Here is a 16,043-nt window from a genome sequence, read left to right as displayed (position 1 = left end):
ACACCTACATCCAATTGGATTGTTTCCGAGCCATCCAATTTGGTGTATAATGGGTGAAAAGCTGCTGGGAGGGTAATGGAATGACGGAATGGAGACTGAATCAGGATAGGAGCATGCCTCTCTATCAACAGTTGATGCAACTGATTGAAGAGAAGATAAAAGCCGGAGATTTGGTGCCCGGAAGGCCTTTGCCGGCGGAACGCAAACTGGCGGAGGCACTGCAGGTCAACCGATCGACCGTCATCCGCGCGTTGGAAGAGCTGACGATGCAGGGGATCCTCATCCGCAAAAGAGGCAGCGGTACATTCGTGAACCCGAACAAGTGGGGAATGCAGACAAGGCCCATCATCAATTGGCGGACTTCTTTGACGCCGGAAAACCTTTCGGTGGACACACCTTACCAAAGGAACGTCAAACAGCTGACAGCGCAGCACCGCTCGCGCGAAATTCTGGATTTGGGGAATGGGGATCTGCCGAAGGATCTCCTGCCGGAACTGAAAATACCGGATATTTCACTGGGCGAAATGCTGCACGGGGAAGCGACATTCATCAAAGAGAACCGGGGGATCAAAGCGACGCGCGAAAGTGTCCAAAAGCATCTTCTGGATGCATATGGGATGACAGTTCCGCTTGAGGAAATCTTCATCACCTCAGGCACCCAACAATCCTTGTTTTTGATCACGCAAGGGCTGCTGAAGCCGGGCGATGCGATCGGTATCGAGGCGCCCTCCTATTTCTATTCCTTGCGGTTGTTTCAGGCGGCCGGCCTGCGGATCGTTCCGATTCCGATGGATGGCGAGGGGATGACCGTCAAAGGGCTGCAGGAAGCTTCCTTGCAGTATCCTCTGAAGATGATCTTTCTGAATCCGATTTTCCAGAATCCGACGGGCACGGTCATGAGTCCGGAGCGGAAACAGGCGATCCTTGATTATTGTTTGCTGAAGCGCATCCCGATTGTGGAAGATGATGCTTACGGCAGTTTTGTTTTTGATGAAACGGTCGATAACCGCCCCTTGAAGTGCTTGGACAAACGACAACAGGTCCTTTATTTGGGCTCCCTATCCAAATTTGCCGGTCAGCATATCCGCATCGGCTGGATGGTTGGGCCAGCCGCGATTATCCGGGAATTGGCCGATATCCGCGATCAGATCGACTCCGGCCTGAGTTTTTTGCCGCAGTTGTTGGCGGAGCATTATTTGAAGAGTGAAATGGCTGCCCATCTTCCTGTCATTGTCACTGCTTTGAAGGAACGTGCCGAAAGATTGCAGGTGTGGCTCAAAAATCGGTACGGGTCCGAAATCTGCTTCGAACCGGTCAAAGGCGGTTTCCACCTTTATTGTCACTTCCCAAATAAGACCGATACCGAAATGGATGCTTTGCTTGAGGAATTGCTTGAGGAAAAAGTTGTGGTGAAGGAAGGCGTTCAATTCGGCGACCGGAAAAATGCGGTCCGTTTCAGTTTCGGCCATTTTGTTGAACGGAAGCCGACTGCCTTCGAATGAGCAAGATAGTTTGCAAAAGAAAAGACTGGTTCAAAGCAGGATGGATTTCCTGCTTCGAACCAGTCTTTTTACGTTTTTTCAGTGGCCGTCCCACTCGGAATGGAAGTCCTTCAAAAACTGTTCCATCCGCTCATGGCGGGCCAATGCTTTTCCTTTGCCGGTTTCCGTGTGCATGCCGTCCTTCAGCAGGAGCAGTTTTTCATGGAAGTGTCCGATCGTATCGTTGCCCGTTTCCTCGCTGTGCTCCGGATCGTAGAGCGGCCGCTCCTTGTGCCCGCCATACGCAAAGGCACGGGCAATGCCGATCGCACCGATGGCATCCAGACGGTCGGCGTCCTGGACAATCCGGCCTTCGATCGTTTCCAAAACATGCTTATTTTTCCCTTGCTTGAAGGAAAGATTGTTGACGATGTAAATGACCTGCTCGATGACGGTATCGTTGAGCTCGAAGGGTCTGAGGATATCGGTGATGATGGTTTCGCGGTCGGCATCGGTGTAGCCGAATTTATGGTCGGCGACATCATGCAAAAGGGCAGCCAAGCCGATGATCAGGCGATCGCCTTTTCCTTCGGCTTCGGCGATATCCATGGACGTGTTGTAGACCCGCAGCGTATGCCACCAATCATGTCCCGTCGCTTCGTTCCTCAGCCTGTCCGCGACAATGTGCTTGATGTCTTCGATGATGATTTCATTGCGCATGTCGATGCACCTCTTTCCTGATTCTATTGGGTTCCTATCGGTTTTCTTGCAGCTTGGAAACAAGCAGTTTCCTGAATTTGTGCCGATCTGCGTCCGTGAATGGCTTGGGACCTTTTGTGCGTTTGCCGCTTTTGCGGACCATCGCGCTCATGTAGCGGTCCTCCAGCAGCCGTTCCATATTGCTGTTGTCGTAGGCGAAGCCCTTGTGATGGAGGACGGTGAGCCCCTTCGGCAAAGCCAGCGATGCCAAACCGTAGTCCTGCGTGACCAGCAGATCGCCCCGGTGCGCGAGCTGGATGATCTTGAAATCGGCCGCATCCGCTCCTGAATCGACGTAGACCGTTTTCACGCCGGGCGGGAGCGGCGCGTTGGAAAAGTGGGCGAAGCTTGTGACGATCGTGACCGGTATTTCGCGTTTGACCGCTTCTTCGATGATGATGTCCTTGACGGGACAAGCATCCCCGTCGATCAGTATGTTCATATGGCGCCTCGATTCTGTTTCTTTCTGACTCCATTTTACCAAAAAACTGCACAGATTTCTCTATGACGTGTGTGCCTTGAGAGAAAAAGGAAAAGAATATTACCGGCAACACCGGCCAAGAGCGGTTGACCGGTGTTCCAAGTGAAATATAGCAGCCAACTCCGGCCAAAATTGGTTGGTTGAAGGAGAGTGCATTTTTGGATCCTCATCTCCGGTGAAGACTGATTTCACCGGAGAACAGAACGAAATAGTCCAAAACGCAAAAAAGCCGACAATCGGAAAATTCCGGATCGTCGGCTCGTTTTTTTAAACATTTAAAATCAATTCAAGCCCAAAATAGTTTCGACGCTCTTCTGCATGTCGTCAGCAGCCACAACGGTGTTGTGGCGTACTTCCGCATGCAGCAATTCTTCGATTGCCGGAGGGAAGGCGACACCGCTCAATTCTTTCAGGCGGTCCAGCATTTCTTCCATAGAAGCATCCGCAAACTCAGGATCGATGGCATCCAGGACAGCCTGCGGGAATTTGTACGGGCTCGCTGTCGAAGCGATGACGATCGGTGTGTGATCGTCGGTTTCGGCCACGTAAGTGTTGGCCACGTGGGCAGCAACAGCCGTATGTGGATCGATGACATAGCCGTCAGCGTGGTAAAGCGCAGCGATCTGTGCTGTCACTTCTTCTTCCTTCGCATAGTCCGCGTAGAAGTCCTTCGCTTTTTCCCGCATCGCTTCCGTCACTTCGTAGCGGCCGATTTCCTTCAGGTCATTCATGAAAGCTTGGACGGCTTCCGTGCTTTCGTCGGCCATCAGGTACAACAGGCGCTCCAGGTTGCTGGAGACCAGGATGTCCATCGATGGGGATGTTGTCAAAATGAAGTCGCGGTTGCGGTCATAGGCGCCGGTCTCGAAGAAATCGACCAGGACTTTGTTTTCGTTTGATGCGATGATCAGTTTTTGGATCGGCAAGCCCATTTGTTTCGCGAAATAAGCAGCCAAGATATTCCCGAAGTTGCCGGTAGGGACAACGACGTTCATCGGTTCGCCGGCAGCGATTGCGCCTTGTTTCACCATTTGACCGTAAGCGTAGACGTAGTAGACCACTTGCGGGATCAGACGGCCAATGTTGATGGAGTTGGCAGAAGAGAACTGGAAGCCTGCTTCATCCAAGCGCGCCGCCAAATCAGCATTGCCGAACATGTTTTTGACGTTCGTTTGGGCGTCATCGAAGTTTCCGTCGATGGCGACGACAGAAGTGTTCGCGCCTTTTTGCGTCACCATCTGTTTTTCCTGGATGGCGCTGACGCCGTTCTTAGGATAGAAGACGATGATGCGCGTATTCGGCACATCCGCAAATCCGTCAAGCGCCGCTTTTCCGGTGTCGCCGGAAGTTGCTGTCAGGATCACGATTTCTTTCGTGCTGCCGTTCTTTTTGGCGGAAGTCGTCATCAAGTAAGGTAGGATCGAAAGAGCCATATCCTTGAAGGCGATTGTCGGGCCATGGAATAATTCCAAGTAGTGGTTTCCGCCGGCTTTCACCAATGGGACGATGCTGGCGTCGTCAAATTTGTCATCGTAGGCTGCGTTTACGCAATGTTTCAGTTCTTCCTCAGTGAAGTCGTCGAAAAATTTCTGCATCACTTCATAAGCTAATTCTTGATAAGTCATGTCGGCCAGGCGGTCCAATGCGATGTCCAAAGCCGGAATGTGATCGGGTACGTACAATCCGCCGTCTGGCGCTATCCCTTGTAATATTGCTTGTGAAGCCGTCAGTGTTTTTTCTGCATTTCGTGTGCTGTGATAGGTCGTCACGGATTCAGTCTCCTCTACATTATTCTCATTTTTAAAATTAAAAATTTCTCATAAAGAGTATGCCACATTTTTGTTGAAAACTCAACAGCATATCGAGGCAATAACCGTTCCGAAGCGCTTTTTTCTGAAAAAAATCCCCGAGTTGATGGGGATCAAATGCCGGGGAAGGTTCTGTGCTGCTTAAGCTCTTTCGATAACCATCGCGATGCCCATTCCGCCGCCGATGCACATGGAGGCTAGTCCGATGTTCAGCTCGGTGCGCTCCAACGCATGCAGCAGTGTCACCAAGATCCGGGATCCGGAAGCGCCGATCGGATGCCCCAAAGCGATGGCGCCGCCGCTGATGTTCACCTTTTCCTCGGGCAAACCCAAGTCCCTGGATACGGCGATGCTCTGGGAGGCGAAGGCTTCGTTCAATTCGAAGAGGTCGATGTTCTCCGCACGCAGCCCGGTCTTGCTGAGCACCTGTTTGATGGCATAGTAAGGCGCGTAGCCCATGATGGCGGGATCAATCCCAGTTTCGGCATAGCCTTTGATGGTGGCCAGATAAGGGATGCCTTTCGCTTCGGCCTCCGACTTTGCCATCAGCACCAAAGCCGCCGCTCCGTCATTGATGCCGGATGAGTTCCCGGGTGTTACCGTGCCGTTCTTTTGGAAGGCTGGCCTTAATTTACTTAGCTTTTCGTTGGTGGCATCTTTGCGGATGTATTCGTCCTCGGCGACGATTGTCTGTTGGTTCTTGCGGTCCGTAAGGATAACAGGCGCGATTTCTTGCTTAAAATAGCCCGCATCTTGCGCAACGGCCGCTTTTTGTTGCGAGCGCAACGCGAAAGCATCCTGTTCCTCGCGGCTCACTTGGAATCTTTCCGCCACCGTTTCGGCCGTGATGCCCATGTGCTGCTGATCGAAGGCATCCGTCAGCCCGTCATGCACAAGACTGTCGATGGCGCTGATATCGCCGAGTTTGCTGCCCCAGCGTTGGTTCGGCAGCAGATAAGGGGCCTGCGACATGCTCTCGGTCCCGCCGACGATGACAATTTTGGCATCGCCGAGTCGGATGGTTTGGCTGCCGAGGATGACCGACTTCAAACCCGATCCGCAGACTTCATTGATCGTCATGGCCGTTTTTTCGTAGGGTATTCCAGCCGCAACTGCGATTTGACGAGCTGTATTCTGACCGACGCCGGCCTGCAGCACGTTCCCGAAAATGACCGAATCGACGGCATCCGGAGAAAGGCCAGCCCGCTTTAGGGCCGCTTCAGTTGCCGTTCTTCCCAAATCCACGGCTGTACAATTTTTGAGGCTGCCTCCGAATGAACCGATGGGGGTTCTCGCAGCGCTGACAATTACGATTTCTTCCATTTAAGCTCTCCTTTTTGTCTTTATTTTTATAAGTTATTTCATCGAGACGGTGTTTTTCCTATTTTACGATACCCAGCGCACTTAATCATATAAGAATTCGTAAAGAATTACAAATGGACCGCAATTTTTGGATAAGGGTTTTGTAAGATATCTTTAATTCGGCAGGCCCAAGGTTGTTTTTTTTAGCGGTCTGGTCTATCATTTGTGAAGAGAGACATCAAATATGTTATATATGAAGAATAAGGGGTAGTTGACGTGAAGATTGGGATAGATAAGATTGGCTTTTATGCGCCACACTTTTTTGTGGATATGGAAAAGTTGGCGGAGGCCAGGGGAGTGGACCCTGCCAAGTATACGATCGGTATCGGACAGGAAAAAATGGCTATCGCGCCCATCACACAGGATGCGGTGACGCTGGCTGCCAACGCCGCATTGCGCATCGTGGATAAGGAAGACTTGGAGAAAATCGATCTGATCATTTTCGGAACTGAATCCGGAATAGACAACTCAAAATCAGGAGCCGTCTACGTGCACGACCTGTTGGGGATCCAGGAACATGCCCGCTGCATCGAACTGAAGCAGGCGTGCTACGCGGCGACTGCCGGTATCCAATTGGCGAAAGGACATGTCGCCCTGAATCCGGAGAGCCGGGTATTGGTGCTCGGCTCGGACATTTCCCGCTACGGAATCGGCACGGCCGGTGAAGTGACGCAAGGCGCCGGCGCGGTGGCGATGATTATCAGCGCGGAACCGCGCATCCTCGCGCTGGAGAATGAAAGCAGCTATCTGACTGCCGATGTGATGGATTTTTGGAGACCCATCTATTCGGAAATGGCTTTTGTCGACGGAAAATATTCGAATGAGCAATACATCTCGTTCTTCATAAATGCTTGGGAAGATTTCAGAGCGAAATATGGCGCCACATTGGCGGACTTCGAAGCCATCTGTTTCCATCTGCCTTACACGAAGATGGGCATGAAGGCGCTGCGCGAAGTGCTGGACCAAGGTTCCGAAGCGGACCGCGAACGGCTGACGGCGCATTACCAAACCAGCACAGTCTACAACAGGATCGTCGGCAACATCTATACGGGTTCCCTGTACCTGAGCCTGCTGTCCCTGCTGGAGCTTTCTGACGACCTGAAGGCAGGCGACAAACTCGGCCTCTTCAGCTACGGGTCCGGAGCGGTCGGTGAGTTCTTCACGGGCACGTTGCGGGAAGGCTTCAAAGCGGTTTTGGCCGCTGCCGAACACGGTAAAATGTTCGCCAGCCGCAAAGAAGTTACGGTCAGAGAATACGAAGAGCTCTTTTCGCATGTTTTGCCGGTCGATGGTTCCGGCATCGGACTGGATGTGAAGGCGGATCCCGCAGTCATCTGCATTGAAGGGATGGAAGACCACAAACGTATCTATTTGAACAAAACAGACAGATGGTAAATAAAAAACAGCCCGCAGGCAACCGGAATACCGGCTGACTGCGGGCTGTTTTGTGTTGATGTGGTTTCGGTGATCGTTCAGTTATGCGTCCGATCGCTCGCGTGAGTGTTTGTCGGAGGAAATGGGGATTCAGCCTCGCCAGCTCCGGCGAGCGAGTTTTCGCCGGATGAAACCGATATTTGGCTTTGCCAACTCCTGTGAGCGTCTCTTCACCTGAGAACAGCGCAAGCTGACAGTCCCCAACTCCGATGAAGCCAGTCTTCACCGGAGCAGGCGGTTATTCCGGCCACATGGGTCATCAAACCGGCTTCTTACTCTTCCCGGATTTGTGCCAGCAGCGCCTGCGCGGTCGCCAGATTCATGTTTTTTTCGGTTTTCAGCTGCTGCGAGAGTTGTTCGATTTCGTCCCCAACTGCTCCGGCGCTGATTGCCAACGAGCGCGAATGCAGACCCATGTGGCCTTTTTGGATGCCTTCCGTCACAAGCGCTCTGATGGCGGAGAAGTTCTGCGCCAACCCGACCGAAACGATGATGGCTTCCAGTTCGGCGGCGGAGCGGTAGCCGAGGATTTCCTTCGTCATTTTCGCGGCGGGGTGGAAGTTGATCGAGCCGCCGACAGCGCCGACCGGCAACGGCAGCGTCAAACTGCCGAGCAGATCGCCGTTTTCCGCTTTTTTCCAGCTGCTCAAAGAACGGTATTGACCGCTGCGGGCAGCATAGGCATGCGCACCGGCGGAAATGGCCCGCCAATCGTTGCCCGACGCCAGCACGATGGCATCGATGCCGTTCATGATGCCTTTGTTGTTGGTGACGGCGCGATAGGGATCGACGTAGGCGAACTGGAAAGCCTCAATCAGACGGTCGCGCACCTCTTCACCAGTCCAAGTGCCTTTTGCCAAAAGAGCGGCGGGAATCCGGCACTCGGCGGTAGCCAAACAGTCGGTCGCGTAATTGGACAGAATCCCCATCAAGGCCTCGCCGCCGGTCAGATTCTCCAGGTAAGGGATGACGCCTTCCATCATCGTGTTGATGATGTTGGCACCCATCGCTTCCAAAGTCTCGACATGGAGATGTACGACGACAAACTCCGGCGTGCTTTCGCGTTCATCGGGGGGGATGACCCGGACGCTGACGCGGCGGGCGCCGCCGCCGCGCTTCACGATGGAAGGATGGGCAGCGTTGGCCGCCTGCAGGATCTGTTCCTGATTCGAAAGAATCAACTGTCCAGCTGCGGCGCTGTCCGCGATATTTTTCAAGGCGACTTGCCCGATCATGACGCGTTCCTGGATGGTCGTCCGGAAACCGCCTGCCTTGGCGATCAGTTTCGCGCCGGCACTGGCCGCAGCGATGACGGAGGGTTCCTCGATGGCCATCGGGACGGCATAGTCTTTTCCGTCAATCAAAAAGTTCAAGGCCACGCCGTAGGGCAAGTCGTACGTGCTCAATTGGTTTTCGATCATGTTGTCGGCGATTTCCTGCGGCAACCGCAATCCTGCCTGCAGGTCGGCTGTTGCTTTTTCATCCAGGATGCCGGCTGCCTTTAAGGCACGGATCCTCTCGGCTGGGGTTTTATCGTAAAATTTCTGAAGATGATTGGATTCCATTATAAGCTCCATTTCCCAAGTGTTATGACGTGAAATCAAGGTCTGTTTCCTATATCATTTTATCATAGAAGATTCACGGTGGCATCAGTCGTCATCCGCGTTGCATCAAGTACGAAAGAATCCGACTAACGGCCGATGCCGCAAAGGCGCACGGATGTGTATAATGGGTCCATCAACAGAAAGAGAGTGATCGCATTGGAAACAATCAGCTATTATATAAAGGAAATCATCAATGCAACCGGAAAAGGGTTGAAGGGGTATCTCATATCGGCCATCAAGCTAGCCGCCATCAGTTTTGCCTTATTGTGTGTCGGCTTCTTGTATTTCGGCATCGATTTTTGGTTTCTGAAGGCGTTGGCCATTGCGGTGTTCGATCTGATCCCGATTCTGGGGAGCGGGATGGTGATGATCCCCTGGGCCGTCATCCATCTGTTGTTGGGGAACACAACGTTGGCTTGGCAAATCGGTCTGCTGTACGTCATTTTGGTGGTCATCCGTCAGATCGCCGAACCGTTCATCACGGGCAAGGAGATCGGAATCCGTCCGCTGTATACGTTTCTGGCGACCGTCGTCTGCATCTTGTTGTTCGGCCCGATCGGAGCGGTCCTTGGAGCCGTAGCGGCAGTCGTCATCAAAGCCGTTTTGGAAGTATCGAGCGTCAGCCGCAACGATTACGAAAAATATCGTCGTTGAAAAAGGACAATATTTCACAAGCCTGGGAGAAGGGGATTTCTTCCGGGCTTTTTTGACGCTAATGCGGCATCCGCTCATTTTCAACATGAAAAAAAATAAGTAAAAATGCACGAATTGTCTTGACCGGAAAGGCTCTATGCCTTAAGCTATGACTTAATGAGAATAGTTCTCAATTAGGAGCGGAAAATGATGAGCAACGAAGGATTGGAGGGATGATTTTGACGAACGTAAGGGATTTGCCTATCGGCGTGACTGCCATTGTGAACAAGATAACAGGACAAGGTGCCACCCGCAGAAGACTCATGGATATGGGCATCACAAAGGGGACGGCCATCTATGTCAGAAAAGTCGCTCCCTTGGGTGATCCGATCCAAGTGATGGTGCGGGGATATGAGTTGTCGATCCGCAAAAAAGATGCCGAGATAATCGAAGTGAACTTCGGGGAGGAAAAATGATGGGGAAAACCATAGCGCTTGTCGGAAATCCCAACAGCGGGAAAACGACTCTATTCAACCATTTGACAGGCTCCACCCAACGCGTCGGCAACTGGCCGGGAGTGACGGTCGAACAAAAATCCGGCACCTTGCTGCATGATGGCGAAACGCAAGTCATCGATCTGCCGGGCATCTATTCGCTTTCCCCTTATACGATTGAGGAAATCGTCACCCGCGATTATTTGACGCTGGATCCGCCTGATCTGATCATCAATATCGTCGATGCCTCGAATTTGGAGCGGAATCTTTACCTGACCACCCAATTGATGGAATTGCAATTGCCGATCGTTGTCGTTCTCAACATGATGGACATCATCGAGAAGAGGGGCGACCATCTGGATGTCGCCGGCTTGTCGCGCTCGTTCGGCTTGCCGTTCGTCACAATTTCCGCGCTGAAGGAAAGCGGAGTGGATCAGTTATACAAAGCCATCGCTGAACCGATAGCCGTTGCCGAACCGATTGCCTACAGCATCGTCGTAAAAAGCATTCTCGATACGATCGAGGAAATCATCGCTCCGTTGGTTCCGAAAAAATTGCGGTGCTATTACAGCATCAAACTTTTCGAAAGGGACGGACAAACCTCCGGAAAACTTGCCATTCCAGAGGACGGTCTGGCTGTTATGGATGGCTTGCTTGGCCGTTATGAAAAGGAATTGGATGACGATTCCGAGGCGATCCTGATCAACGAACGCTATAAATTCGTTACTAAAATTACGCGCCAATTTCTTGTGAAAAATGCCGACCAACCTTCTTTCTCGGTCATGATTGATCACATCGTTACGAACCGTTGGCTTGGGCTGCCGATATTTGTCCTGATCATGTACGCAGTCTACTACTTTGCCATCACGACAGTCGGGACATGGGGGACCGATTGGGTCAACGATGTGTTGTTTGGAAGCGTCGTGCCTGATGCCGTCCAAAGTTACTTCGACAGCATCGATATCCATCCGGCTGTCAGCAGCCTTGTGATTGATGGCGCCATCGGAGGTGTCGGCGCAGTTCTGGGCTTCCTGCCGCAGATGGCTGCCTTGTTCCTCTGCCTGACCTTGTTGGAGGACAGCGGCTATATGGCCCGGGTCGCTTTTGTGATGGACAGGGTTTTCCGCGGCTTCGGGCTATCGGGAAAATCCTTCATCCCGCTGCTGATCGGCTCCGGCTGTTCCGTGCCGGGCATCCAGGCTTCCCGCACGATTGAGAATCTGCAGGACCGCCGCATGACAATCCTGACCACTTCCTTCATCCCATGCGGTGCGAAACTCCCGGTCATCGCCCTGATCGCCAACGCCATCTTCGGCGGCGCATCCTGGATCGCTTTGTCGATGTACTTGCTGGGGATTGCGGCGGTCATCTTTTCCGGCGTGTTGCTGCGGAAAACGGCCATCTTTTCCGGTGAGGCATCGCCGTTCGTCATGGAGTTGCCGATGTACCACTGGCCGCAATGGAAGAGCATTTTCCGCGCGGTGGGTGCCCGCTGCATGGCATTCGTGAAAAATGCAGGAACCGTCATTTTCCTGAGCGCAAGTTTGATTTGGTTCCTTTCTTCCTTCAACTGGCACATGCGGATGACCGTTGAAAGCGACCAAAGCATCCTCGCTCAAATCGGCGGTGCAGTTGCTGTCTTCTTTGCGCCATTGGGCTTCGGCTCTTGGCAAGCGACGGTGGCGACCATCCAAGGGTTGATCGCGAAGGAAAATATCGTCGGGACACTGGGCGTGCTGATGGGTGCGACCGGTTCGGAAGCTGAGGTGGCAACCGCCTTCAGTACATTGTTCAACCCGGTCAGCGCGGTATCGTTCCTTGTCTTCAATATGATCTGCATGCCTTGCTTCGCGGCTGTCGGAGCGATGCGCACCGAATTCGGCAGCGCCAAATGGACGCTTTTCGGCGTGCTGTATCAGACCACTTTGGCTTACGTGCTGGCGTTCATCATCAATCAAATCGGTTCCGTGATCGTATTGGGGGCCCCTTTCGGGACTGGAGCAGCCTTGGCGACCGCCGCTGCAGCCATTTTGTTGTTCATAGTCTTGCGTCCCGCGCCTGAAAAAGCTTCCTCTTTATGGGGAAGCCTGGCGAAACCGATGGTCAAATAGGAAGAGGAGGAATGTTGGGATGAATCTGCAATCCTGGATTGTGTTGCTGCTTTTTTTGAGTCTGATGGGGTATATCCTTTTCCGCCAAATCCGGCTGATTGCGAGCGGCAGAAAGAAATGCAATGCCTGCACGGTGAAAGCCTGTCCGATGAACGAACCGACTGTACCAAGTGCAAAGGATGCCGACTGTCCTATCACCGGTTCCACGCTGATGGTGCAGATCCGGACTCCGCAAGAGGGCGCGGTGCGGGAGAATCACTGCCCGACTTCACAAGTGATCAAAGAGTAGCCTGAATAACCGAAAAAGCCGATGCATCCTCTGACTGATGCGTCGGCATTTTTTATGAGAATTCGTCAATATTGCGCGTATCCTCCGGTGAAGGCCACATTCCCCGGAGTTCAGAAATCATTCTTCAGTCGGCCAACTTGCGTTTCGAGCCCGTAAGATCCCGGACGGATTTGGCGTCCTGCACATACTCCAGAGTGCCCAGATAGACGCCGTTTTCATCCCGGAGAGCGAGATAAGTCACGACGACGAACTTCCCGAATTCCTCGTACCACATCATTTCCTTGTCTTTCTTTCCCGATTTCAGGTCCGCGACCAGCTGCTTCATGATCGCGACGCTTTTCGGCGGATGGCAGTTCTCGGCGTGCCGTCCCAAGGCGGATTTCGTCCGCATGAATATTTTTTCATCCGGTCCGCTGTTGTAGTATTTCACGGTCTCTTCCGCATCGATGAATGTGAGTTCCAGCGGTAAAGCATTCAGCAGACTTTCCAGCTCCTTCATGGTGAGGTAGCCGGTGCCGAAAGCAAGATTTCCTTCCGGGACTGCGCCCAGCTTTTCCGTTGGTTCCGGACCGACACGCTCCGGTTTCCATTCCGCCTCCGGATGGACGATGCAATATCCGATTTCCGCCGATTCATCCGCAACCTTCAGCCAGTCGGCTTCGGTGAAAGCATCGGAAATCATCGGCAACAGGATGTCTTCCTCCTTGATGAACATTTCCTGCATTTCCTGGCGCAGCGCTTCGAAAACGACTGGGATGCTATCGAGTTGCCCGGTTTCGACCATCCGTCTGAGCTTCTTGTACTGTCCGCGGATTTCATCATCCACGCCCCACATCACTTTCGGCGGGGCGGTCATGCCATAGCGCTCCATGATCGGGAAAATGGCATATTCTTTGCGTGCGTAATGTTTGTCGAAACCCCAGAGAAGCTCCAATTGTTTCAAAAGCCCTGCTTTGAGCTCCGGGCCAGGCTGCCCCAGATAGTTTTCCAAAAGTCGGGCGATGCGGTCGAGCGTCGCTTCGATGGCCACGTTCTCTTCCTTCAGCACCCGGATCGGATGGCCCGGTTTTTCGCTCTCGCTGGAGATTGCCTGTTCATAGGCAACGGCATCCGCGAACAGGGCGGCATGGATGCTGCAAAGCCGTTGGATATCCTCGACTGCGAGGCCTTGTTCGATCAGCCTCCGTTCCATCATCGAAATTTCCAGAGCGCTGACAGTCGCGAAATGCTCCTTGAATTCCTTTTTGATCTGTTCGTAATCTTCACCTGCATGAAGACGCAGGATCAGATCCTTCAATAATCCTTGCCGGCGCTCCATCTCTTCTTCGCGAGCGCCTTTGCTGTTCGATCCGCCCATCATGATCCCCTCGCTTTTTCAGTAGTGTTGGTTCCTATCCTTATCTGTCATCTCCATTGTAATGCGAACGCTTACTCTGGACAAACGGGAAGATCCGGGCAGTGGGAAATTCTTGCAGATGTCAGTAGAAAAACGAGAGCACATTTTTGAATATTGCCTAAATGGGCGTATAACAAAGGGGAACAAGTAAACTGTCCAAATTTTTTGATGGGAATGCAATCGCAAAGTTTCTTTTTTTGTCCTTCCTGCTAGCTCATTATCAACGAAGCAACCAGTCACTGTATGGATCATGAGAGGAGAGAATCACTAATGGCTACTTTTGAAAAAACCATCTTCATCAACGCCCCTGTCGAAAAGGTCTACGAATACACGATCAATCCTGAGAATTGGTCACACTTCTACAATGGACTTTCCGAGCCAGAAAGCATCAGCGGAAAAGGCGAGGTGGGCACGATCGTCAAATCGAGTTATGCCATGATGGGCATCCATTTCCCGATCACCATCGAAGTAACGGAATGCAAACGTACCGATGATGGCGGCGCCATCTGGAGCGGAGACATCACCGGGAGTTTCCCGACCAAGCAAACCAGCCGTTACGTCGCAAAGGATGGAGGAACGGAGCTGACATTCGATATCGACAGCGTTCCGCCTGAAACCTTATTCACCAAGATCCTCGATAAACTGGTGACGGACAAAATGGAAGAGAACTCCACACAACACACTCTGGAAAACATCAAAGCAATCTGCGAATCCTGAAAACAACCCAGAAGAACCGGCCGCTCGTCATTCGAACGGCCGGCTCTGTCTTTTTGGCCAAGATTCTCAATAATGAATTGAAAACGGAAAGTACATGCTATAATCAAACTTATTTCCCGGGAATTGAAGCGCGAATATCGAAAGGCATCAGCAATTTTGGGATCGGAACCGGGCGGACTGGACCAGCTGTTGGAATAGGAGTACAAAATGATGAATTATTGCATGGAATGCGGCACAGAACTAGAAGGAAAATATCTGGAGAATGAGGGGATGATTCTCTATTGCAAAGGCTGCGAGGGGTATCGATTCCCGGTATTCAACACGGCCGTGAGCATGATCATCTTGAATCAGGAACAGAACAAAATTTTGTTGATCAAGCAGTACGGCGGAACGGATTTCATCCTCTGCGCAGGTTATGTGAACAAAGGCGAAAATGCGGAGCAGGCGGCAGCCCGTGAAATTGCCGAAGAGCTCGGACTTGAAGCGGTCGGATTGCGCTACAACAAAAGCGAATATTTTGGGAAAAACAATACGCTGATGCTCAATTTCGTCTGTACCGTCGGGAGCGAGAGCCTCGATCGCATGACGGATGAAGTCGATCAGGCCGAGTGGTTTGCCAGAGAAGCGGCGCGGTTGCACATCAAAAAAGGCAGCTTGGCGCAGCGGTTTCTGGAAAACTATTTGGAATGACGCGCAGATAAGGATCCGCAAGCAGTTTGTCCGAAGAGCTGTGGTTGTGGGAACCAAAAAAATTCTCGGTTCTGGATGTCCAGAACCGAGAATTTTTTGTATGCACAGGAAGCATCCTCACGCTGGAGTTCAGAAGGCTATTCCATGACGGCTTCGCTTTCGCTGACGGGTTCTTCTTCCGCTGTTTCCGTCTCTTCGAATATTGGGGCTGCGACTACCGCAACTGCTTCTTCAGGATCCGTAAGCACAGTGATGCCGGAATCGACTTGGATATCGGCAACTGCCACGCTATCGCCGATGGTCAGGCCGCTGACAGCAATCTGGAATTCAGTAGGTACATGGGCAGCGTCCGTTTCGATTTCCAACTCATTCAATGTCTGGGTCAGAACGCCTTCTTTGACGGCTTCACTGCCGACCAAGTGGATCGGAACGCTCATCGTCAGTTTTTGGCCTTTTGTGATGGCCTGCAGTTCTATGTTTTGGATCTGGTTCTTCAGTGCGGATTGCTGGATATTCTTGACGATGACTTGCATCGTTTTGCCTCCAGTCATGGCGGCTTCGAATACCGCATTTTTTCCTAACTGTTTGAGCACTTCGTCAAAATCTTTGGCGTCAAGCAACACGGGAGTGGCTTCAACATCTTTTCCATAGATGACTGCCGTCAGTTTCTTGTCCAATCGTGCATGCTTCGATGCAGATGAGCCGACCCTATCGCGTTTCTCTACTTGTAGTTTCATGTATGTTCCTCCTGGTTGGTTTACTTGTACTGCTTCGACTTGAACTG

General features: G+C 52.1%; 15 protein-coding genes. 8 read left to right on the top strand and 7 right to left on the bottom strand.

What is annotated here, in order from left to right; translation table 11 throughout:
- Nucleotides 1-80: 80 nt before the first annotated feature.
- Nucleotides 81-1,502, top strand: a complete 1,422-nt coding sequence (locus BMX58_RS01930; protein ID WP_068621494.1) for an aminotransferase-like domain-containing protein — start codon at nt 81-83, stop codon at nt 1,500-1,502.
- A gap of 78 nt (nt 1,503-1,580) precedes the next feature.
- On the opposite strand, the gene BMX58_RS01925 is transcribed toward BMX58_RS01930, so the two are convergent.
- The 4 genes from BMX58_RS01925 to BMX58_RS01910 form a co-directional block, all read right to left on the bottom strand.
- Nucleotides 1,581-2,201, bottom strand: a complete 621-nt coding sequence (locus BMX58_RS01925) for an HD domain-containing protein (RefSeq protein WP_068621491.1) — start codon at nt 2,199-2,201, stop codon at nt 1,581-1,583.
- A gap of 34 nt (nt 2,202-2,235) precedes the next feature.
- Nucleotides 2,236-2,682 (bottom strand): YaiI/YqxD family protein, encoded by a 447-nt coding sequence (locus BMX58_RS01920; RefSeq protein ID WP_068621489.1) that lies wholly within the window; start codon nt 2,680-2,682, stop codon nt 2,236-2,238.
- A gap of 320 nt (nt 2,683-3,002) precedes the next feature.
- Nucleotides 3,003-4,490 carry a threonine synthase gene (gene thrC / locus BMX58_RS01915; protein WP_068621487.1) on the bottom strand — a complete coding sequence of 496 codons (1,488 nt, stop codon included), beginning with the start codon at nt 4,488-4,490 and terminating at the stop codon, nt 3,003-3,005.
- Between the two features lie 180 nt (nt 4,491-4,670).
- On the bottom strand, nt 4,671-5,852 hold the full coding sequence (locus BMX58_RS01910; RefSeq protein ID WP_068621485.1) for an acetyl-CoA C-acetyltransferase: 1,182 nt from the start codon (nt 5,850-5,852) through the stop codon (nt 4,671-4,673).
- Between the two features lie 255 nt (nt 5,853-6,107).
- On the opposite strand from BMX58_RS01910, the gene BMX58_RS01905 reads away from it, so the two are divergent.
- Nucleotides 6,108-7,286, top strand: coding sequence for a hydroxymethylglutaryl-CoA synthase (locus BMX58_RS01905; RefSeq protein WP_068621483.1), 1,179 nt, complete (start codon nt 6,108-6,110; stop codon nt 7,284-7,286).
- Between the two features lie 311 nt (nt 7,287-7,597).
- Here the strand turns inward: BMX58_RS01905 and BMX58_RS01900 are convergent, their stop codons facing one another.
- Nucleotides 7,598-8,926: a hydroxymethylglutaryl-CoA reductase, degradative gene (locus BMX58_RS01900; protein ID WP_275425211.1), complete on the bottom strand. Its 1,329-nt coding sequence runs from the start codon at nt 8,924-8,926 to the stop codon at nt 7,598-7,600.
- 150 nt (nt 8,927-9,076) lie between these two features.
- On the opposite strand from BMX58_RS01900, the gene BMX58_RS01895 reads away from it, so the two are divergent.
- The 4 genes from BMX58_RS01895 (at nt 9,077) to BMX58_RS01880 (ending at nt 12,456) form a co-directional block, all read left to right on the top strand.
- Nucleotides 9,077-9,583, top strand: a complete 507-nt coding sequence (locus BMX58_RS01895) for an AI-2E family transporter (RefSeq protein ID WP_420855196.1) — start codon at nt 9,077-9,079, stop codon at nt 9,581-9,583.
- A 218-nt stretch (nt 9,584-9,801) separates the two neighbouring features.
- Nucleotides 9,802-10,038, top strand: a complete 237-nt coding sequence (locus BMX58_RS01890) for a FeoA family protein (RefSeq protein ID WP_239420517.1) — start codon at nt 9,802-9,804, stop codon at nt 10,036-10,038.
- Entirely contained in the window at nt 10,038-12,167 is a 2,130-nt protein-coding gene (feoB, locus tag BMX58_RS01885; protein WP_068621477.1) for a ferrous iron transport protein B, read from the top strand. Before BMX58_RS01890 ends, feoB begins: the two co-directional genes overlap by 1 nt.
- A gap of 19 nt (nt 12,168-12,186) precedes the next feature.
- On the top strand, nt 12,187-12,456 hold the full coding sequence (locus BMX58_RS01880; protein ID WP_068621475.1) for a hypothetical protein: 270 nt from the start codon (nt 12,187-12,189) through the stop codon (nt 12,454-12,456).
- 124 nt (nt 12,457-12,580) lie between these two features.
- Here BMX58_RS01880 and BMX58_RS01875 read toward each other — a convergent pair whose 3' ends face one another.
- Entirely contained in the window at nt 12,581-13,816 is a 1,236-nt protein-coding gene (locus tag BMX58_RS01875) for a DUF438 domain-containing protein (protein WP_068621473.1), read from the bottom strand.
- Nucleotides 13,817-14,122: 306 nt separating this feature from the next.
- On the opposite strand from BMX58_RS01875, the gene BMX58_RS01870 reads away from it, so the two are divergent.
- The gene (locus tag BMX58_RS01870; protein ID WP_068621472.1) at nt 14,123-14,569 is read left to right on the top strand and encodes an SRPBCC family protein; all 447 of its coding nucleotides are present in this window, start codon (nt 14,123-14,125) and stop codon (nt 14,567-14,569) included.
- Between the two features lie 207 nt (nt 14,570-14,776).
- The gene (locus BMX58_RS01865; RefSeq protein WP_242653618.1) at nt 14,777-15,259 is read left to right on the top strand and encodes an NAD(+) diphosphatase; all 483 of its coding nucleotides are present in this window, start codon (nt 14,777-14,779) and stop codon (nt 15,257-15,259) included.
- Nucleotides 15,260-15,396: 137 nt separating this feature from the next.
- Here BMX58_RS01865 and BMX58_RS01860 read toward each other — a convergent pair whose 3' ends face one another.
- Nucleotides 15,397-15,996, bottom strand: a complete 600-nt coding sequence (locus BMX58_RS01860; RefSeq protein ID WP_068621468.1) for a 50S ribosomal protein L25 — start codon at nt 15,994-15,996, stop codon at nt 15,397-15,399.
- Nucleotides 15,997-16,043: the final 47 nt, after the last annotated feature.

The sequence above is a fragment of the Trichococcus ilyis genome, from assembly GCF_900109135.1.
Lineage (GTDB): Bacteria > Bacillota > Bacilli > Lactobacillales > Aerococcaceae > Trichococcus > Trichococcus ilyis.
This window is presented reverse-complemented; position numbering and strand designations above follow the sequence as displayed.